The sequence below is a fragment of the Leuconostoc litchii genome (assembly GCF_008107645.1).
Lineage (GTDB): Bacteria > Bacillota > Bacilli > Lactobacillales > Lactobacillaceae > Leuconostoc > Leuconostoc litchii.
The window spans coordinates 117,413-139,144 of the sequence record NZ_SDGY01000001.1; the positions used below are offsets into that span (position 1 = coordinate 117,413).

Consider the following 21,732-nt stretch of genomic DNA (forward strand, 5'->3'; position numbering starts at 1 on the left):
GAAGATGAAGATGACAGAAGATTTTTTTGAAAAGAAGTTAGCAGGAAAAGAGATTAGTGCTATTCCGGGAATGGTTGCCTTTGATATTCCTGTGCATGGTGATAATCGTGGCTGGTTTAAGGAGAATTTTCAAAAGGAAAAAATGGTACCGTTAGGTTTTCCTGAATCATTTTTCAAAGACGGCAAATTACAAAATAATGTGTCCTTGTCACGAAAAGGTGTTCTACGAGGATTACATGCCGAACCATGGGATAAGTACATTTCTGTTGCCGATAACGGAAGTGTGCTAGGATCTTGGGTTGATCTACGTGAGGGTGATTCATTTGGTCATGTTTATCAAACTGTGATTGACGCCAGTAAAGGTATTTATGTACCACGGGGCGTAGCTAACGGATTTCAGGTATTGAGTGAAACCGTTTCATATTCTTACTTGGTAAATGATTATTGGGCATTAGAGCTAAAGCCAAAATATGCCTTTGTAAACTATGCAGATCCTGCCTTGGACATTACATGGGATGATGTTGAAAATGCTGAAGTTAGTGAAGCAGATAAAAATCATGCACTATTAAAAGATGTTGTACCGTTAACAAAAGAACAACTACAATAGGAGAACTCTCATGACAGAATATAAAAATATTTTAGTAACTGGTGGTGCTGGTTTTATCGGTGCTAACTTTGTTCGTTACATTGTTGAAGAACACCCTGATGTCTTCGTGACTGTTTTGGATAAGTTGACATATGCAGGGAATAAGGCAAATTTGGCTGGTTTACCAGAAGACCGTGTTAAGTTGGTGGTCGGTGATATTGCTGACGCACCTTTGGTTGATCAACTCGTCTCTGAAACAGATGCTGTGATTCACTACGCAGCTGAGAGTCACAATGATAATTCATTAAAAGATCCATCTCCTTTTGTGCAAACAAACATTATTGGTACCTACACATTAATTGAGGCAGCGCGTAAGTATAATAAGCGTTTCCATCACGTATCGACTGATGAAGTGTACGGCGATTTGCCACTACGTGAAGACTTACCAGGACATGGTGAAGGAGCCGGTGAAAAGTTTACACCAGAATCACAATACCGTCCTTCAAGCCCTTATTCATCAACGAAGGCTAGTTCTGATTTGTTAGTTCGTGCTTGGGTTCGTTCATTTGGCTTGCAAGCTACTATCTCTAACACATCAAACAACTATGGTCCATACCAACACATAGAGAAGTTTATACCACGCCAAGTGACAAACATTATCAGTGGAATTAAGCCAAAACTATATGGTAATGGTAAAAACGTCCGCGATTGGATTCATACATACGATCATGCGACCGCAGTTTGGGCGATTTTGACTCAAGGTAAGATTGGTGAAACTTATTTGGTTGGTGCTGACGGCGAAAAAGACAATATCACAGTATTGCGTGCTATTTTGAAAGATATGGGTAAAGCTGAAGACGATTTTGACTTTGTTCAAGATCGTTCTGGTCATGATTTACGATATGCAATTGATGCAACAAAGATTCGTGAAGAGTTGGGTTGGGTACCTAAGTATACTGACTTTGAGACTGGTTTAGCTGATACAATTGAGTGGTATAAAGATAACCAATCATGGTGGCAGGCTGAAAAAGAAGAAGTTGAAGCTAAGTACGCACAAAACAATCAATAACAATAATTAAAACTCACAGCCTGTGAGTTTTTTGTCTATAAAGGAGAATTGAAATGAAATTTTTAATTACAGGTGCCAATGGTCAATTAGGGCAGGAATTACAAAAGTTATTGCGTGAGCGTGGATTAGATTTTGTAGCGTTCGATTCCAAACAATTGGATATTACCAATCGTATGGCCGTTTTGGCTGCTTTTGAACAGGAACAACCAGACGTTGTTCTTCATGCCGCAGCTTATACGAAAGTTGATTTAGCCGAAGATGACGGACGCGAGTTAAACTGGCAAGTCAATGTCGATGGTACAAAAAACGTTGCTGATGCGGCGAAACTTTATAATGCTAAATTGGTTGCTGTTTCAACGGATTATGTTTTTGATGGTACGAGCGAAGTTGAATATCGTGAATCTGACGCTGTTAATCCACAAAATGCTTACGGTCGTGCTAAGTTAGCTGGAGAATTGGCCGTAACTGAAAGTAATGCTGATGCCTACATTGTACGCACTAGTTGGGTTTTTGGTGAGTTCGGAAATAACTTTGTTTATACCATGCAACGCTTGGCTGCCATACACCCAAGGTTGACGGTTGTGAATGATCAACTAGGACGCCCAACTTGGACACGTACTTTGGCTGAGTTTATGCTTCATTTAATTGATGTTAAGGCAGCATATGGCACATATCATTTGTCAAATGATGATGTGGCTACATGGTTTGACTTTGCACGTGAAATTTTGAAGGATACAGAGGTTGAAGTGGCACCAGTAACCAGTGCTGAATTTCCGCAAAAAGCTTATCGACCAAAGCATTCGGTAATGAGTTTGGATAAAGCTAAGGCGACGGGGTTTGAGATTTTGAGCTGGCGGGAGGCATTGAAACAGTTTTTAGCGGAGTAATGTGCGTGCTAGTTGATTAATGATGATAAGGTAATTTAATAGTAAATATACATCTTTTTTATAAAAATACCTACTGTATTTTTCTTGCCAGTATTCCTTAAACATGATCTAATAGAATAGGAACTCAATAGCTATTGAAGGCAGATTGAGCTATTTGTTTGGGAGAATTAAAAGAGGATAACTGATATGAATTCTGATAGTTATGTAACCATTAGTTTTTCAAATGACATGGGTATTCCAGTAGATAAACACAATGAAGATGAATATTATGTACTTGGCCCTAAAAACAATACTTCGAAGAGCAACATATTTATTGGCGTAAACGGTCATCAAGAGAAAAAAAGTATTTTACCTGATACGGGGTCAGCATCAGGCTTTGACGGCTTGTTATTCATCATTTTTAATATTATAATATTAATGGTGTTTTTATACACATTGCGTCAATCTGATTTTGAGACGGATTGAGAAGAAAATGGAGAATAATGATGATTAATAGAAAATATGCAGCAATTCTGCTAGGGTCTGCGGCAGCAACAGCATTAGTAGCTGTTACTCAAGTGTCAGCAAGTCAAACAACTGGAACGGTTACTTTCGAAAAAAATACCGACGGGATTAAAGTTTTGGACCCAAATGATAATTCAAAAGAATTTACACCTGGTTCAACCGATGGAACAAGTGACTTAACAAATAACATTGATAATGGTCTTTACTTGGCTTATGTACCTAACTTCAACTTTAACACACACAAGGTGAACCAAATTCGTGATAAGGTATTTTTCGCTAACACACAAGCCGAAGGCCGTCCTAATTTCGTTCAAGTTTCTGATTTGCGATCAAAAAATAGTAGCAAATGGAAGCTTGATGTTAATATTGGTGCATTTACAAATACCAATGACTCAAGTGATAAGTTAGATGGTGCAGCATTGATCTTCCGTAATATAAAAGACCAAGATGTAACGGATGGTACAACTTCTGCACTCACAGGTTCAACAACACTAGGGGATAATTTTTCTAGTTTAATGAATGGACAAAATTCGGCAGCAAATGCGACTGCAAGTGAAGCGGCGTTTAATATGGAGGCTGACGGAACATCGAATTCTTTGATAAAAGGTGCTAATGGGACACATCTGTTAACTGCTGGAAATCAAAGTACTGCTGCTGTCAGTGTTGGTTTGTATGTGCCTAAGAATACACAATCTGCTGCCACATATAATTCAGATATCACATGGACATTATCTCTTGATCCAACCTCAGGAAACTAATTACTATTATGACCATTAAATGGATCACAAAGTATCGATTGATTCAATTTCTGCTGGTGGCTTTATTTGTTTTTGCACTATTTCCGGTTTTAGTAAAAGCTGACAATTCAACAACAGGATCAGGATTATCTTTTACCGTCAAGACAAATTTGCCAGATAATCAAATTGATAAAAAGAACGATTTTTATCAATTGAAAATGACACCTGGTCAAAAGCAAACTGTTACGGCGACGGTATATAACACGACGAATAAACCACAGACTATTAAGATTAATGTTCAGACCGCATCAACATCTATTAATGGGACAATTGACTATTCTAAGGCACTAACTAATTGGGATAAATCATTAAAGTACAAGCTAAACGAAATTGTTTCTTATCCGAAACGTGTTACGGTACCGGCAGGTAAATCACAAGATGTTTCGTTTGCTATTTCAATGCCAGAAGATAGTTATAAAGGTATTTTGTTAGGTGGCATTACATTCAATCAAGTAGATGATAATCAATCGGAGCCATCTAGTAATACGACTAATATTCAAAACAAGTGTGCTTATGCAGTGGCCATGATATTGAAAGAATCTGATGATCAAGTAATACCTAATATTAATTTGCAGTCAGTAAAAGCTGGACAAAATAATGGACACAATGTGATAGACGTTAAACTACAGAATGACCAATCGTTACTAATGTCTAATGTTAAAGTAGTTGCTAAAGTATATTCTGCAGCAGGTAAAAAACCGGTATATACTACCGTTAAATCCGATATGCAAATTGCGCCAAATAGTCAATTTAAGTACCCTGTATCTTTACAAGGGACACCAATGCAACCTGGAAAGTATCGATTGGAGTTGGCAGTGACTGGCACGGCTTATAAAGACCCAAAAACTTGGCATTTTACAAAAAACTTTACAATCAAACGTCAAGAAGCAGCTAGCTTTAATCAGTCGGATGTTGATGTTTCAGCCAATACAAACAATCATTTGAATATCTTTATTATTATTGGTATCATTCTTTTCATTATCATTGTTATTTTGTTTGTGCTGTTAGTTTTAAGACGAAAAAATGCAAAAAAGAAATCATAACATTAAATAATTTAAAAAAATAAATTCTTTTAATATTAATTGAGCAGATGATACGTAAGATGTAAAAGCAGAAGAGATTTTGCTTTTTTATTTTTCATAAATGTTTTACAAATATAGACAATCATAGTAAAATTTAACTAATTGTGTGTCCAATTATCTTAGATTTATGAGATTGTGAAAGAAGGAGAATTGTGTATGATTAATAATAAAAAAATGATTTTGTTAATCACTTCTTTAGTAACATTCTCGGGTATGCTCGTCGTGTATCATGAATATACCAAAAATATAGTGTCTACTATTAATTTACAAGAATCGCCATCTCAGCAATACAAAATACAACCCTTAGCAAATGAATCCTCTACAACAACTGATTCTGAATTAACTGATGCTGGTAACTGGGTCAGTAATTTACCGATTGATGAATCGGGCGTGTTAGGCATTGCTGCTAACTTTAATATTTTTGCTAATCATATTTCCAGTTCGAGTTATCAGCAATTGACAGGTAATTTTGCTACAAAAAGTCTATTAAGTGATAGCAGTATTATTGGTAAAAAGGATACGCTATCTTACATTCAATCGGAAGTTAAAGCCATTCCATGGGGAGTAATTAACAATAATTCAGGCAAGTTAATCTTGGGGCAACAATTTCACTATAATAAAAATTCAACAATGTTAACAGACGGTAGTAATACAGTTAAAATAGTTGACAGTGGTCTTTATCGAGAAAACAGTAATCAAATAGATTTTGATAATGAATTTATTCGACTGAAAGAAAATTCGAAAAAAATTGCCGACTTTGCTCAAAATAATAACCCAGTGATTACTGATTCAGGTGTCTGGGGGAAACAAAATGTTAATTTGAGCAACTTAAAGCCAATTGATGGGATATTGTACATTAACTTTAAGAGTTTATCTGATCTACAAACCTTTTACAATTCAACATCTTCTAATATGCCATCTGATGTAAAAACTATTGTCATCAATATGGATGTGGCAACTGACATCAAACTTGATTTAGGTACTCAAAATCAAGCATTAGCTGGTAAAAAGGTGATGTTAAACTTTTATAATACATCACAAAATCAACAATTTGACAAGAGTATTAATTTGGGTAATCAGTCTGTAAATTTAGGATTGATATTTGCGCCAGCAGCTACGGTTAATGTTTCTCATGGTTATGCTGGTAGTGTAGTGGCCAATGAAGTTACTAATTCAAATAGTAATGCATTAACACCTTTTCCTGACATTGATGTGCCGACAGATGATAATACACCGAAATCAAGTTTAATTGTGCCTAAAAACATTGATTTTGGGAAAGTATCTATTAATTCGGTGAATACTATCACTAAAGAGTGGTCACCGGAGGAACAAAAACAATTGGTAGTTGGTGGGCCAAAGGATAGTAACTTAAAAATTAATTTGTCAGTTTCAAATCAAAAAATTAATGGCAACACCCTTAGCGAACAACAAGCCTTGACTTGGAACTTAATTTACACGGATCCAAAAACGCCTACCAATAATCATACACAAGCGATTAATCAGGGGGCAGGAATTATTAATTATTGGCGTTGGAATGGTAATCAAGACAGCGCTTGGTATCCTTTAAAAGACTGGACTTGGAATAAAGCTAATCAAACTAATCCATATTACGAATTTCAAATTACTAATCTCAAAAATATTCAGCAAGTCGGACAATACACGGCTGATTTAACTTGGACGATTAATGATGCGCCTTGATAAAAAAACAAAAATATTAAAAGTATGCGTTAGAAATTTGTTGATTATAGCAGGCTTGTTTTCGTTATTAACGAGTTTTTCAGAGTTGGTTCAAGCAACTGAAATGCCGTTTACAGTTAAAACAATTGTTCCTGATAATCAAATTGATAAAAGGAAAACATTTTTTAATTTACAAGTAAAACCTAGTCAACAGCAAATAATCACTGCAAATTTGACAAATACAACGTCACAAGACGTTACAATAAAAGTTAACGTCAATAGTGCTAAAACAAATGCTAATGGTGTAATAGAGTATGGAGAAACTAACATCAGAGCTGACAAGTCATTGGAGTATGCAATTCCTGATTTAGTAAAATATCCATCTGAGGTTAAGATTTCTGCGAATAGTTCAAAAGAAGTGCTATTTCATATTACAATGCCAAAGAAAAAATATAACGGTATTATTTTAGGTGGCATTGTATTTCAACAAAAAGAAAGTAGAATTAGCCCATCAGTAAAAGGAACTAGTATTCAAAATCACTATGCTTATGCAGTTGCCTTGAGTTTGAAAGAATCAGATAATCAAGTATCGCCTAATTTGAATTTATTAAAAGTTAGTCCAGGGCAAAACAATGCTCGTAATGTAATTAGTGCTCAGATTCAAAATGATAAATCAATATTATTATCAAAAGTTAAGGTGAGTGCTAAAGTTTACGCGAAAGGTGCTAAGACACCAGTGTATACATCTGTGACCACTGATATGCAAATTGCGCCAAATAGTAACTTTAAGTATCCTATTTCTTTAAACGGCACAGAAATGAAACCAGGTAATTATACACTGAAAATGTCTGTTACTGGGACAGCTTATGTTACCCCAAAAACGTGGTATTTTACTAAGAATTTTAAAATAAAATCAGCAGAGGCAAGTTCATTAAACAAATCTGATGTTGATATCAAGGCTAACACTAACAATAATAATTTGATATTTATTTTGGTAGGGTTGTTGTTATTATTAATCGTTACGATATTAATTATCATTATTATTCGACAAAATAAAAAACTGAAAAAGTAGTTTACTAACATTTTATTTTGTTCCTTTAAAAAATTTTCAAGCAGTCAATTCCATTTGTGAAATTGACTGCTTATTTTTTTGATATAATTTCATTAATACTTATGTAAATGATAACTTAAGGCACGAAGGAGGTACAATAATTGACATGATACAAGTAGTAAATTTACGCACGCTAGCTTCAAAAGCACATACTCGTAATTTAAAACCCTATCTTAGTCAGTTAGGGTTAGTATCAATTCGTGAACGAGAAATACAAGGAATCAAGCGCTTAGTTAATCACTTCAATAATATACAGATAGAACTAGATAATTTTTATGTTGGCTATAGTATGCCCAAAGTCAGTAAGGAATTTGATTTACTTGTACTTGATGCACAACATCGTGTGATTAATATTGAACTCAAAAGTCAAGCTGATTACGATGAAGATAAAATAAAAAAGCAATTACTAAGCAATAAATATTATTTATCTCATATTACACAATGGGTTAGATTGTTTACATATAATTCAGCATCAGATATTTTATATACATTGACAGAGAGAAATGAATTACAGACAACAGATATTTCTTCAACGCAAGCATTTTTGAACGCTGACTTTTACAATATTATGTGTGATTTCAATAGTGTTAATGTTGGCGACTTAGATAATATTTTTCAAACACAATTATATTTGGTTTCGCCGTTTAAAGAAACGAGTGATTTTTTGAAAGGAAAATACTTATTAACCTATCAGCAACAAGAATTTCAAAAGCGCATGCTAAGCATTAAACGACCAGGTGTCTATGTGATAAAGCTATCGCCAAGTAATGGTAAAACTTTAATGATATATGATACCATTCAAAAACTAAGAAAAAGTAATCGTGTTTTACTGGTTTATGGCAACAAACTTAATGCTACTCAGATACGTTTTAAACGTGATTATGGTTGGCAAATTTTACCAATTCGACAGTTTGTGAAGAAAATAAAGGCGAATAAATTACAAATTGTTGATTATATTTTTATTGATGAAGCACAAAATTTATCTGTCAAAAATTTAAATATACTGCATAACTATTTTGAAAAAATGTTAACAAGAGTTATTTTAGTCAGTGATTCAAAAAGTACTTTGAACTGTCATCGCTTTTTAACAATTAGGTAACAGACTTCTAAGGAGTATTGAAAAATAGTAGTTATTATGTCAAAATTGGGTGTTAGTATAGCGTGTGTGTTAAGCGTTTATCTTCATGTCGTGGGAGAGTGATACATGAAAAAAATATTAGGCATTATTGTTGCTGTCGTGTTAGTCATTGTCGGTATCGTGGTTCTTGGGCATCATATCAATGATTCGTCAAAGACATCTAAATCTACAACAACTTCTAAAGTAGTAAAAAGTTCTTCTGAAAGCTCGAAAATAAGTTCGTCAAGTAAGTCGTCTTTGTCAAGTACATCATCTTCTAACGAAACGGCACAGACAACTTCTGCGTCTTCAGAGATTTCATCATCTGAAACTACTTCATCATCTTCATCATCATCAACTAGTTCTTCTGAAAATGTGTCCAATGCAGTTGATAGTCCATCATATGATCCAAATAAAACGATTCAGGGTGAAGAAGTTACATCAAGTATGATTTCTGATACGCGAACAAAATTGATTGCTGCTGGATTACCAGCCGATCAGTGGGCACCTAGTGACATCAAGAAGATTATTACTGAGGCTTCTCAGCAAAATATTTCTGTTGTCGATTATGCCAAGGCTAATTTTCATAATTAAAAAATTTTCTGACTTGGTCAGAGTACATATTTGGGAGTATATTAATGAACAAAATAACTTTGTGGACTGGAATGGTTGCATTGGGTGTTGTAGCAACAATGATGAATACTAACAGTGTTCGTGCTGATGACGGCGTTCCTTCTATTACAGCGGGAACAGCGGGTGTGCCAAGAATGGATGTTGTGGATGTATCATCTAACAATGGTATTATTACAGTTTCTGACTATAAAAAAATGCAAACTTATGGTGTTAAAGCTGTAATTGTTAAGTTATCAGAATCTGATTCATATAAAAATCCATATGCTGCTAAACAAATAGCAAACGCTAAAGAGGCTGGACTTCAAGTTGGTGCTTATCATTATTCATGGTATGCCACAAAAGCAGACGCACAAAACGAAGCTAAATATTTTACAAATTATGCATCTTCACTAAATCTACCAAAGGATACATTAATGGTTGATGATTTGGAAGAATCCTACACTAAAAATAGTGGCGTGAGTGCTAATGCAGCAGCATTTAATGCGCAAGTTAAAGCTGCAGGATACAATAACACATCAACTTATACATATGCTTCATATGTCAATGAAACAAAATTAAATTTTTCATATATAGGCAATAATCGTGTTTGGATGGCGCAATATCCATACCAACCAAGTTCTAGTTCATTATGGAATTCTTCATATGGAATGTGGCAATGGAATAGTAACACGAATTTTCCCGGCGTAAAAGGGACATTCGATGTATCAATCGATTATCAAAACTTGATAGCTACTATTGCAAATGGTTATAATAATGGCATTTTCTATCAAAACAGCCAACCTGCTAGTGGCTACTATTATTCACCATCACTTTCGACAGCCAATGGTGGTTATAATTGGTTCGAAAATGGGCAACCGTACACTGGATTCCGTTATTACATGGGTACGTACTATTGGTTTATTAACGGTGTTCGTCAGAATGCTGGATGGCGCGAAGCATGGAACATGAAGTATTATACAGATGAGAACGGTCGTGCCTTGCAAGGTGTACAAACTATTGGAAATAATAAGTATTATTTTGGAGATAATGGCACGTATTACTTACGTACTAATGAGACATTGCAGCAAGGCAATGAAACATTTAAGTCTGATATTAACGGTGTTTTAAAGCCTTGGAAGGGTTATATTTACGATGGCAGTTCTGCTAACGGTGGTTATCGCTGGTATGAAGATGGCCAACTTTACACAGGATTTCGTTACTATATGGGTACTTATTACTGGTTTGTTGACGGTGTTCGTCAAAATGAAGGTTGGCGACATGCATGGGGATATACATATTGGACTGATAGTACTGGGCGAGCTGTTCAAGGTCATCAGACGATCGCTGGTAAAGACTACTACTTTGGTAATGATGGCACATATTATATGCGCTAATCGATACGGGGGCGAAAGCCCTTTTTTATGTTAAAAATACAGAAATATTGAGAGAAAATACATATGAAACGTTATTACTATATGGATCTTTTGACCATACTAGCAACGATAGCAGTTGTTTTTCTGCATTCTTCGGAATATGCTTTTTCAAATCAAACTAATGATCCACATTGGTTTGTTGCAGTGATTATTCAAGTTACTTTTATATGGGCAGTACCTATATTTTTTATGATGTCTGGTGCACATCTATTAGATTACCGCGAACGATATGATACACCAACTTTTTTCAAAAAAAGAATTTCAAAAGTTTTTATACCATTTATTTTTTGGTCGCTAATTTGGTATGTCGTTAATCCACTTATACAACATGAACCTATTAATTATCATATTGGGCAATTTATCAATGCGGTCATGCATGATTCTATACAGCCAATATTTTGGTTCTTCTATTTTATTATTGGATTTTATATTAGTGCACCGTTGCTATCGAAAATCATCAACAAAAATGATAAGTCCTTAGTATTATACTTACTAACAGTGAATATGGTTTTTGTGAATCTTTTGAGTTATTACTATGAAGTTCGGTTACAAGATGATAATATGTTTCTGCATGGCGTGCAGATTGGTGCTGCAGGTGGTATTGGATTTTTCGTTGTTGGGTGGTACTTAAAAAATACAATTCTACCTATATGGGTGAGAAGAGTTTTATATGTTGCTGCTTTATTATCGATAGTTATCATGGTCAGTCTGACCATCTATCTTTCAGTTAAACGCGGAAAATTTGCTCGTGAAGTGTACGATATATGGGGATTATTTGGTTTCATGCTTTCCATCGGCGTATTTGAGTTTGTTAAGAGCCATTTATCAACATATAGACCAGGGTTAAAAGTACAATTGTTGACTAAAAAAATAGCTAACACGTCATTGGGTGTTTATGTGGTGCACGAGTTTTTTATTTATTTTGCTGAAAGAAAACTGCATATTGGCGATGGTTCATTAAAGCATATGATTGTTTTGCCAGTCATCGTATGGGTAATATCAACTTTGGCTATCTTGATAATGCATCAAATTCCCTTAGTTAAGAAAATTGTATAATTAAATGAAAAGAAGACATAATTAATGTCTTCTTTTTTTGCGTCTATGATATGCGTTTAACAAGTTAATGTAATGTTATTGCAATGATTAACGTTTATACTTAAAAAAGGTATATTTTAATTAGTATAATAAAGTGGAGAATTTATATGAGAAAAAAGTTATATAAGGCTGGGAAATTATGGGTAGCTGGGGTTGCAGCAACTGCCGCACTAATTGTGGCGCCTAATTTTGTTCATGCAGACACGAATAGTGTATCTGCAACGACATCTGGTACAACATCTACTAAAAACATTGTAGATAGCATAAGCACACAATCCGATGATAGTGTCGCATCTTCAAATAAAGCATCTGAAGCGACTACTTCCACTAATGATAAAAAAATAATATCAGCAACAGATCAAAATAATGATACAAGTAGTAGTACAGTCCAAACTAATACCGCTAGTGTTCAAACAAAAGATACGACAGTTAGCAGTCAAAATACAGAATCTAATTCAACTGTAGATGATACGGCTGATAAAACTAATACTAGTTCTAGTCAACTTAATGAGAGTGATGCAAAGGCTAATACTTCTCAAGAATCAGACCGTAACACTGCAACAACAGTAGAAAAACTAGACGACAGCGTTTCAAAAGATTTAAATTCAAAAACTACAGTGGTTACAAAAAATGATGATGGTACATCAACCACGAACCTTACTTATGCTAACTTGAAAGATGTAGCGGATAACATAGCTAGTGTTAACCCCAATACATCAGTGCCATACTTTAATGCAGATGCCATTAAGAATTTACCAGCAATGTCAACAGCAGATGCGCAAAGCGGTCAAATTGAAGATCTTGATGTTTGGGATTCTTGGGCATTACAAGATGCTAAAACTGGTGCCGTAGCAAATTATCATGGTTATAATATTGTCTTTGCGTTAGCCGGATATCCAAAAGAAGATAATGACCAACATATTTACATGCTCTACACAAATTACGGAGATACAGCATTAAATAATTGGAAAAATGCCGGTCCAGTCTTTGGCTTTAATGCTAAGTGGGACGAGCAACAATGGTCAGGATCAGCTACTGTTAATGATGACGATAGTATTCAGTTATTCTATACAAAGACAAATCAACCAAATACTGTGCAACGATTGTCGACAGCTAATTTATCAATGGTCTATACAGATACAGAAGTATCTGTGGCAAAAGTTAATGACGATCATGTACTTTTTGCTGGTGATGGTGAACACTATCAGACATTACAACAATGGTTAGATGCTGGTTACTATACTACTGGTGATAATTTTACAATGCGTGATCCGCATGTTATCGAAGTAGATGGTGAGCGTTATTTAGCGTTTGAGGCCAACACAGGCACAAATAATTACCAGAGCGATACAGCTGTCGATAATGATACTTATTATGGTGGAACAGAAGAGTTTAATGCACAAGCTAAAATTGATACATTACAAAATCCAGATAAGTTAAAACTGTCCAAAAAAGCTAATGGCGCAATCGGCTTAATTAGACTTGATAAGAATCAAAATAACCCTACAGTAGCTCAAGTATACTCTCCGCTTTTGGCAGCGAACGGTATTACTGACGAAATTGAACGTGCCAACATTGTGCCATTAAATGGTAAATACTACTTATTTACTGATACACGATTAAGTAAGAGTGTAGTGCCAACAGTTGATTTTAATATCAATGTTGGTATGATGGGGTATGTTTCTGATAGTTTATTTGGACCATACGAACCTTTGAATGGCAGCGGTAGTGTTATTACAGGAACCCAACTTTTTACTTCTAGGACAGATACCTATTCTTATTACGCAGTTCCTGTTGAAGGATATGATGATTTATTGTTAATTACTTCATATATGAGTAACCGTAATGAAAAAGCTGGTACTGGTATGAATGCAACATTTGCCCCATCGTTTTTAGTTCAAATTGGTGCAGATGGCAAAACAACTAAGGTTTTGGACACTGTTCTTGCACAGGGAACATGGACTTATGATGGCAAAGGAACGGTTGCTGAACTTGTTGGGACTAAGAAAACATCAGAGCTATCTAATACAAAGATTGGTTGGGTTGACAACAAGTTTTATGTAGACAGCCAATTAGCGAATGGTTATGTTTATGATTATATCAATAATAGTTATTACCTATTTAAGGATGGCATTCGCTTAAGTGGTGTTCAATCTTATGCTGGTTCTTACTATTATTTTGATCCAGTAACATATAAGAGAGTCAATAACGAAATTCATCAAGACAATACTGGTAAAAAATATTACTTTGGTAATGATGGTCGTGTTAAACAAGGCCAATTTGCTGTTAATGGTGTAGCTTATAACTTTGGTAATGATAATTCATATTATGAACGTGGTTATGCTTCAGGATATTTGCAAGATGTAACAGACAATAATCAATGGTATTGGTTCGAGAGTGGACAAAAGTATACAGGATTCCGTTACTACATGGGCACATACTACTTCTTTGAAACAGGCGCACGCCAAGAGAACAAGTGGGAAACAGCCTGGGGTATGAAGTATTATGTTGGTAATGATGGTCGTGCCGTTCAAGGGATTCAAATCATTGATGGACAAGCGTATGACTTTGGAACTAATGGTACGTTCAACCTGAAGGGAACAGCGAGTGGGTATTTGTATTCACCATCACTATCAACTGCCAATGGTGGCTATAATTGGTTTGAGAATGGTAAGCCATATACTGGGTTCCGTTATTATATGGGAACGTACTACTGGTTTGTAGACGGTATACGACAAAATGCAGGATGGCGCGAAGCATGGGGAATGAAGTATTATACAGATGCAAGTGGTCGAGCATTGCAAGGAATTCAAATTATCGATGGGCAAGCGTATGACTTTGGAACTAATGGTACGTATAATTTGAAGAATGCAGCGAGTGGTTACTTGTATTCACCAGAGTACTCAAAAGCCAACGGTGGGTATAATTGGTTTGAAGATGGTAAGCCATACACCGGATTCCGTTATTACATGGGTACATATTACTGGTTTGTAAATGGTGTGCGACAAAATGCGGGATGGCGTGAAGCGTGGGGAAAGAAGTATTACACAGACGGAACAGGTCGAGCATTGCAAGGGATTCAAACAATCGAAGGTAAGCAATATAATTTTGGTAATGATGGCACATATTACTTACGTTAAAAGAAAAGGCGAAAGCCTTTTTTATTTTGTCTCAGTGACGGTATACCCATTTTAAATAACAAGAAAAAGCTATATTCTAAGTTAAAACGCTGTTTTAACTGTGTAATAAACTATTTTTCTTAGATTTTTGATTAAATTTTTTTACACCTTTAATAGTTCAATAAATCACAATTGTTTCTTTTTTAATTATTTTATCTTTTAAAATGATATACAAAGTAATAATAAAAGTTGATTAAAGAACTTATAGTGATATAAATAATCCGATAGTTATACTAAATTATTAAACTATGTTTCGATTCTTGTTTGTTCAAAAAAATACTATGTTATACGTTTAACAACGTTTTGTAATGATTTTGAAATGATTAACGTTTATACTTATTTTAATTGCAGGAGATGCAATAATTCTAAATTGGGAGTTCCTATGATGAGAAAAAAGTTATACAAGGCGGGGAAGATTTGGGTAGCTGGTGCGGCAACCGTGGCGGCTATCTCTGTGGGCATTGGTTCTGTTAGCGCTGATACAGTTGATAATAAAACAACAAGTGATGTAGCGGTATCCAACAAAACAGCTGATGCGACTAACGGTGATAAAGTTGTTTCATCGGATGATGCTCAGACTTCAACAGGAACAGCAGTAAATAAAGACAAGTCGATTGTTACTGCAGAAACAAAAACGGATGAAGTAAAGAACACAACTGATGTGAACAAGACAACAACCGTTAATGACATTAACACTGAAGTAAATGAGAATAAGTCAGCTATCGATGTTACGAAAACAACGAATGACAATCCGCAAAAAGTTGATGAGAAGACTGATGTAAATAATCCGACAAATGCTTCTAAAGCTTCAACAACAACAGTAGAAAAACTAGACGACAGCGTTTCAAAAGATTTAAATTCAAAAACTACAGTGGTTACAAAAAATGATGATGGTACATCAACCACGAACCTTACTTATGCTAACTTGAAAGATGTAGCGGATAACATAGCTAGTGTTAACCCCAATACATCAGTGCCATACTTTAATGCAGATGCTATTAAGAATTTACCAGCAATGTCAACGAAAGATGCACAAAGTGGTCAAACCGAAGATCTTGACGTCTGGGATTCTTGGGCATTGCAAGATGCCAAAACAGGTGTTACTGCGAATTATCATGGCTATAATATTGTCTTTGCATTAGCTGGATATCCAAAAGAAGATAATGATCAACATGTTTATATGCTCTATACAAAGTACGGAGATACAGCATTGAATGACTGGAAGAATGCTGGGCCAGTCTTTGGATATGATGCCAAGTGGGATAAGCAACAATGGTCAGGATCAGCTACTGTAAATACTGATGATACAATTCAACTATTTTATACAAAAACAGATCAACCAAATACTGTGCAACGATTGTCAACGGCTAATTTATCAATGTCGTATTCAGATTCAGAAGTATCTGTGGCAAAAGTAACTAATGATCATGAACTTTTTGCAGGTGATGGAGAACATTATCAAACATTGCAACAGTGGATAGACGCTGGTTACTATACAACCGGTGATAACTTTACGTTACGTGATCCACATGTTATCGAAGTAGATGGAGAACGTTATCTTGCTTTTGAATCTAATACTGGTACACAAAACTATCAAAGTGACACAGCAGTAGATAACATGACCTATTACGGTGGAACAGATGACTTTAATCAAAAGGCAAGAGAGACAACTTTGAATGATGCTGATAAGTTGAAGTTATCTAAAAAAGCTAATGGGGCTATTGGATTGGTAAAGCTTACAGGAGCAGAAAATAATCCAACTATTGATAAAGTATATTCACCACTATTAGCAGCTAATGGTATCACAGATGAAATAGAGCGTGCTAACATTGTGCCATTAAATGGCAAGTATTACTTGTTTACAGATACACGTCTTATCAAAAGTGTGGTGCCAACAGTGGATGCTGATATTAATGTTGGTATGATGGGTTATGTTTCTGACAGTTTAACAGGACCATACACACCATTGAACGGTAGCGGTAGTGTTATTACAGGCACGCAGTTAGCTGAATCTCGAACAGATACATACTCTTATTATGCGGTTCCTGTTGAAGGGCATAATGATTTGTTCTTGATTACGGCTTATATGAGTAACCGTAATGAAAAAGCTGGTGTAGGTCTTAATTCTACTGTTGCCCCATCATTCTTAGTTCAAATTGGCGCAGATGGTAAAACAACTAAAGTTTTGGACACTGTTCTTGCACAGGGGACATGGATTTATAACGGTAAAGGTAGTGTTGCTGAATTAGTTGGCACAAAAGAAACGTCAAATATTACAGGCAAAAAGATTGGTTGGGTAGATAATAAGTTCTACATCAATAATAAATTAGCTAATGGTTATCAATATGATTACACTAATGATGCTAATTACTTGTTTAAAGATGGTATTCGTCAGAGTGGCGTTCAGTCTTATGATAATACGTATTATTGTTTTGATCCAGTAACATATAAGCGTGTAGAGAATGAAATTCGTAAAGCAACATGGGGATTAGAATATTACTTTGGTAATGATGGCCGTGTTAAGCAAGGTCAATTTGCTGTTAATGGTGTTGCGTATGATTTTGGTAATGACAAGACATACTATAAACGTGGTTATGCATCAGGCTACTTACAGGACATAACTGATAATAGTGAATGGTATTGGTTCGAGAGTGGACAAAAGTATACAGGATTCCGTTACTATAAAGACACGTACTACTTCTTTGAAACAGGCGCACGCCAAGAGAACAAGTGGGAAACAGCCTGGGGCATGAAGTATTATGTTGGTAATGATGGTCGTGCGGTTCAAGGGATTCAAATCATTGATGGACAAGCGTATGACTTTGGAACTAATGGTACGTTCAACCTGAAGGGAACAGCGAGTGGGTATTTGTATTCACCATCACTATCAACTGCCAATGGTGGCTATAATTGGTTTGAGAATGGTAAGCCATATACTGGGTTCCGTTATTATATGGGAACGTACTACTGGTTTGTAGACGGTATACGACAAAATGCAGGATGGCGCGAAGCATGGGGAATGAAGTATTATACAGATGCAAGTGGTCGAGCATTGCAAGGAATTCAAATTATCGATGGGCAAGCGTATGACTTTGGAACTAATGGTACGTATAATTTGAAGAATGCAGCGAGTGGTTACTTGTATTCACCAGAGTATTCAAAAGCCAACGGTGGGTATAATTGGTTTGAAGATGGTAAGCCATACACCGGATTCCGTTATTACATGGGCACATATTACTGGTTTGTAAATGGTGTGCGACAAAATGCGGGATGGCGTGAAGCGTGGGGAAAGAAGTATTACACAGACGGAACAGGTCGAGCATTGCAAGGGATTCAAACAATCGAAGGTAAGCAATATAATTTTGGTAATGATGGTACATATTACTTACGTTAAAAGTCATTAATATCTATAAAATAGCGATCCTACATGTGTGAACATGTAAACAGGGTTGCTATTTTTATTAATGTTACAATAGAACGAATGAGGAGGGATATCAGCTATGATACGGCACAAAATAAAACGAGTAACAGTGAGTATAGTGACCACTTTGTTTCTGTCTTTAATTATTGGTATGATGTACCTAAAGTACAATCAAACTCGTCTTGAAACTCAAAAAAAATTGCCTCAAAAATGGCATCTTAATGGATTTTCTAATGCGGGTTTATCAAACGATACACAAACCATTTTAAAAAATAACGGCCAGTACGAACTTTTCTATTTAGTCGATAGTGGTAAAGGATTACAATCTACTAAACAAAGGACACGTTGGTCAAAATCAATATCATCTGACTTAGTAAATTTTCAATTAAAGGATGATGTTAATATCAAACCTGTTTCCAATCACGAATCTGTTGCCACCGGATCTATTGTCAAGGATGTGGAAGATATAGCGGGTTATGGGAAAAATACTTTATTAGCTTATGCGACAAAATATATTGATGGTAATCAATGGACATACATGTGGTATTCAAATGACAGAGGAAAACGCTGGAAAATAGCCAATAAAGGGCAACCTGTGGCCAAGCCATATAAAATAGGTAAGGCTTTTCGTGACCCAAATGTGTTTTATGATTCTGAACAACAACAATTTGTAATGACTATGGCAGAAGCCGATGACGATGATCATATGAAAATTGGCTTCTATACCTCAAAAAATGGTATTTCCTGGAAATATACAGATAGTTATTATTCACCTCGAAATTTAGGTACGCTAGAAGTGCCAGAAATTCATCAGGTTTACCAAAAGAATACTGGGAAAAAAGAGTGGGTATTATTTTTTGGTGCAAATGGTTTTGCAGATGATTATCAACAAAGCAGTGGTACTTATTATGTTGTAGGAAAGCTTGAAAATGGTCGTTTCCAATCCTCATCGTCACCTCAAAGAGTCGATTTTGGAACAGACTACTACGCCGCACATCATTATCAAGAAACAGCTAGTGAGCTGCTAGGTTTTGGCTGGATGGGCAACTGGGATTACATTAATGCGGTTAGTAATGATATAACATACAAAGGTAATTACTCAGCGTTTAGAAAGATATTTTTAGACTCAGAAAATCGATTAAAAACGTCAAAAGTCATGACTGAAAATATTTTTGATACAAAGAAAAAAAGCACCATTATTAAGAAATATAATCAAAAGAAGATGGAAGTCAATAAGATTGCTTATAAAATCAATACAACTATTCACGGAAACCAAACTGTAACTATTAGATCGAAAAATGATGATAGTAGTATTAAGTTTACATTTGATAACTTTGATAAAAAGCTAACTGTTCATCGTAAAAGTAAATATGTTAAAAATGATAACTATAGTAAGGAGTATAATGTTAGTTTATGGGGAAAATGGTCGGAAAAAATAGATTTTTATGTGGATCAATATAGTGTCGAGGTCTATTGGCCAAGAACAGGTCAAATAGCTACATTTGCTAAATATAGTAAAAGCACTGGAGATGAACTTACTTTTGATAATCTAGATACGCAAGATTCCCAAGCCAGTATACAAGAAATGAAGTAAACATCAGCACCGTAATTTGATATAATGCTATGAAGAGACTATCATTAAGCTAATCGTTTATTGGTCGTACGACTTTAATTAAGGACAACTTAACAACATGCAAGTTGCAAAAAACTATTTATATACTGCAGCCTATCAGCTGCTTAACATTATCGCACCGTTAATCACAATGCCATACCTAGCGCGTGTTCTTGGCCGCAACGGCGTTGGGGTAGCGAGTTGGACGAATTCATTTGCCACCTATTTTTTGCTTATTGCTAGTTTGGGGATTGTGACGTACGGTAGTCGCGAAATTGCTTATGTAAAAGACAATAAGCAAGCAAGACAACAAAAATTTTGGGAAATTCAAATTATACATACTATTGCAGGGATGTTTTCTTTAGTTTTATATTTTTTATTTTTAAAATTTGGCGTACAGTGGAATAGCAATATTGAAAATAATCAAATTTATTTGTTGCTTCAAACTTGGATTATTATTTCTGGAATCTTAGATATTTCTTGGTATTTCATGGGATTAGAAGATTTTAAAAAAACAGTGTTACGTAATGCTTTAGTTAAAATTGCGATGACAGTTTTAATATTTATTTTAGTTAAGACGCCCCATGATATTGGTAATTATATTTTGTTACTAGGGCTATCACAGGTTTTTGGCAACTTATCTATGTGGTTCTATCTGTTTAAAAAGATGTCGTGGCCGGTCTGGTCACAATTAAATTTAAAAGAGCATGTAAATCCAATTTTTATGATGTTCTTGCCAACAATTGCTACACAAGTCTACTTACAGTTAAATAAGACAATGTTACCTTTTTTTACAAATTCAACAGATTCAGCAGGATTTTATGACAACGCTGATCGAATTATCAAAGTTTCATTAGCTTTGGTTACTTCTGTCGGAACCGTTATGTTACCAAGAATGTCTGCTCAATTTGCAAAAGGACAGTTTGGTAAGATGAAACAAAATATTATTCAATCCATGGATTTTGTTTCAGCTTTATCCGTACCAATGGCATTTGGAATGGCAGCTGTTGCACCTACAGCAATGGTTTGGTTTTTAGGACAAGAATTTGCGACAGTAGGACACGTGATTGTATTACTGTCACCGATAATTGTTTTTATTGGTTGGAGCACAGTGATAGGAACACAGTACTTAGTGCCAACTAAACGACTTAATGAGTTTACATTATCAGTCACGATAGGTGCAGTAGCTAATGTTTTACTTAATTTTTGGTTGATTTACGTAGCTGGGGTCAATGGCGCTGCCATAGCTACAACGCTATCCGAATTTCTAGTGATAGCTTTCCAATTATATATTACACGAAATGATATGAACAGTTGGCGTCATTTTTCTGGTATGTGGCGCTATCTTATTGCAGGAATTGCTATGTACTGGTTGGTTACCGTAGTGAGTCAATGCGTTAATATTAGCGTTCAAAGTACAATATTAGAACTAGTATTAGGTGTTTTTGTTTATGTTATAATTCTCATAGTTCTACGGGCACCAATTTTGAAGAAAGTACCATTTCTGGATAAAATAGCGAAATAACAGTTTTTTCTGTTATAATGGAAAA

Annotated in this window: 16 protein-coding genes; all 16 read left to right on the plus strand. The window is 35.2% G+C overall.

The features are described from left to right. Positions 1-10 precede the first annotated feature (10 nt). The 16 genes from ESZ47_RS00570 to ESZ47_RS00645 all read left to right on the plus strand — a co-directional run bounded on the left by ESZ47_RS00570 (position 11) and on the right by ESZ47_RS00645 (position 21,707). On the plus strand, positions 11-607 hold the full coding sequence (locus ESZ47_RS00570; protein ID WP_148603808.1) for a dTDP-4-dehydrorhamnose 3,5-epimerase family protein: 597 nt from the start codon (positions 11-13) through the stop codon (positions 605-607). 10 nt (positions 608-617) lie between these two features. Further along, complete coding sequence (gene rfbB / locus ESZ47_RS00575; protein ID WP_148603809.1) at positions 618-1,655, plus strand: dTDP-glucose 4,6-dehydratase; 1,038 nt, start codon at positions 618-620, stop codon at positions 1,653-1,655. A 53-nt stretch (positions 1,656-1,708) separates the two neighbouring features. Further along, a complete protein-coding gene (gene rfbD, locus ESZ47_RS00580; RefSeq protein ID WP_148603811.1) occupies positions 1,709-2,542 on the plus strand; it encodes a dTDP-4-dehydrorhamnose reductase in 834 nt (277 codons plus the stop codon). A gap of 186 nt (positions 2,543-2,728) precedes the next feature. Then, a complete protein-coding gene (locus ESZ47_RS00585; RefSeq protein ID WP_148603813.1) occupies positions 2,729-3,007 on the plus strand; it encodes a hypothetical protein in 279 nt (92 codons plus the stop codon). Between the two features lie 20 nt (positions 3,008-3,027). Further along, complete coding sequence (locus ESZ47_RS00590; protein ID WP_161595272.1) at positions 3,028-3,804, plus strand: WxL domain-containing protein; 777 nt, start codon at positions 3,028-3,030, stop codon at positions 3,802-3,804. A gap of 8 nt (positions 3,805-3,812) precedes the next feature. After that, entirely contained in the window at positions 3,813-4,886 is a 1,074-nt protein-coding gene (locus ESZ47_RS00595) for a WxLIP family cell surface protein (RefSeq protein WP_148603817.1), read from the plus strand. Positions 4,887-5,081: 195 nt separating this feature from the next. Beyond that, positions 5,082-6,623 (plus strand): collagen-binding domain-containing protein, encoded by a 1,542-nt coding sequence (locus ESZ47_RS00600; RefSeq protein WP_148603819.1) that lies wholly within the window; start codon positions 5,082-5,084, stop codon positions 6,621-6,623. Positions 6,624-6,660: 37 nt separating this feature from the next. Further along, positions 6,661-7,674 carry a WxLIP family cell surface protein gene (locus tag ESZ47_RS00605; RefSeq protein WP_244307529.1) on the plus strand — a complete coding sequence of 338 codons (1,014 nt, stop codon included), beginning with the start codon at positions 6,661-6,663 and terminating at the stop codon, positions 7,672-7,674. Positions 7,675-7,819: 145 nt separating this feature from the next. After that, entirely contained in the window at positions 7,820-8,812 is a 993-nt protein-coding gene (locus ESZ47_RS00610) for a hypothetical protein (RefSeq protein WP_148603823.1), read from the plus strand. A 105-nt stretch (positions 8,813-8,917) separates the two neighbouring features. Next, positions 8,918-9,424: a hypothetical protein gene (locus ESZ47_RS00615; protein ID WP_148603825.1), complete on the plus strand. Its 507-nt coding sequence runs from the start codon at positions 8,918-8,920 to the stop codon at positions 9,422-9,424. Between the two features lie 44 nt (positions 9,425-9,468). After that, on the plus strand, positions 9,469-10,836 hold the full coding sequence (locus ESZ47_RS00620) for a GH25 family lysozyme (protein ID WP_148603827.1): 1,368 nt from the start codon (positions 9,469-9,471) through the stop codon (positions 10,834-10,836). A gap of 63 nt (positions 10,837-10,899) precedes the next feature. Further along, a complete protein-coding gene (locus ESZ47_RS00625; protein ID WP_148603829.1) occupies positions 10,900-11,931 on the plus strand; it encodes an acyltransferase in 1,032 nt (343 codons plus the stop codon). A 146-nt stretch (positions 11,932-12,077) separates the two neighbouring features. Continuing rightward, positions 12,078-15,110 carry a glycoside hydrolase family 68 protein gene (locus ESZ47_RS00630; protein WP_148603831.1) on the plus strand — a complete coding sequence of 1,011 codons (3,033 nt, stop codon included), beginning with the start codon at positions 12,078-12,080 and terminating at the stop codon, positions 15,108-15,110. A gap of 424 nt (positions 15,111-15,534) precedes the next feature. Then, positions 15,535-18,543 carry a glycoside hydrolase family 68 protein gene (locus tag ESZ47_RS00635; RefSeq protein WP_148603832.1) on the plus strand — a complete coding sequence of 1,003 codons (3,009 nt, stop codon included), beginning with the start codon at positions 15,535-15,537 and terminating at the stop codon, positions 18,541-18,543. Between the two features lie 106 nt (positions 18,544-18,649). Then, a complete protein-coding gene (locus tag ESZ47_RS00640) occupies positions 18,650-20,164 on the plus strand; it encodes a glycoside hydrolase family 32 protein (protein ID WP_148603834.1) in 1,515 nt (504 codons plus the stop codon). Positions 20,165-20,261: 97 nt separating this feature from the next. After that, positions 20,262-21,707 (plus strand): flippase, encoded by a 1,446-nt coding sequence (locus ESZ47_RS00645; RefSeq protein WP_148603836.1) that lies wholly within the window; start codon positions 20,262-20,264, stop codon positions 21,705-21,707. The last annotated feature ends 25 nt before the right edge of the window (positions 21,708-21,732 follow it).